1 protein-coding gene is annotated in these 748 nt (G+C 47.6%); it reads left to right on the forward strand.

What is annotated here, in order from left to right; genetic code table 11:
- Positions 1-178 precede the first annotated feature (178 nt).
- Positions 179-748, forward strand: a 570-nt coding sequence (locus A3729_RS27515) for an NnrS family protein (protein WP_197476176.1), incomplete at its 3' end; no start/stop codon positions are given.

Below are 748 nucleotides of genomic sequence, written 5' to 3' on the forward strand. Positions count from 1 at the left end.
ATTCTTCCTTGCCCCCCCTCTAGCCTTAAAGATTGATTACTTAGTAGGCAGAGCTTTCCATAGCTCGCTAGCGGGCTAGTACATGCCTTCAGCTAAGCACGGTATGAAACCCGCTACCTACACAAAATAACCATAGTCATAGTGATACAATCCTCACTAGCTGGCATAGGAATCGTCAATGCAACCTAAACACGAGCTCAGCTCTCAACACCCAGCATTATTCAACCTTGGCTTTCGTGCATTTTTCGCCGGTGCTAGCCTCCTTTCTTTAGTCAGCATCGCCGTATGGTTACTCTTTCTAAACCAAGCCTGGTCTTTTAATTCAAATAGCATCAGCCCTTTTCAATGGCACGCTCATGAAATGATCTATGGCTACGCCGTGGCAGTAATCGCCGGCTTTTTGTTAACCGCAGTAAAAAACTGGACCGGCCTACAGACTCCTCACGGCAAACCGCTCATGATCCTCTTTTCTTTGTGGGCCCTGGCACGCCTAATGTGGCTGATTAACGTACTATCACTCGCTGCATTCTTCGACCTCATCTTTATCGTTTGTCTCGGCTACGCTATTGCCAAGCCGATCATCCAAGTCAAACAATGGCGTCAAATGGCGATTCTTTCGAAGCTAGTGCTGATTGCAGTCGGGAATGCCTTTTTCTATGCTCAAGCACTTGGTTTTAGTGATTCAGGTGCACATACATCCCTCTACGCAGGCCTCTATATCGTTGTCGGTCTGATCCTGACCATCGGG

Source organism: Oleiphilus sp. HI0043 (assembly GCF_001634935.1).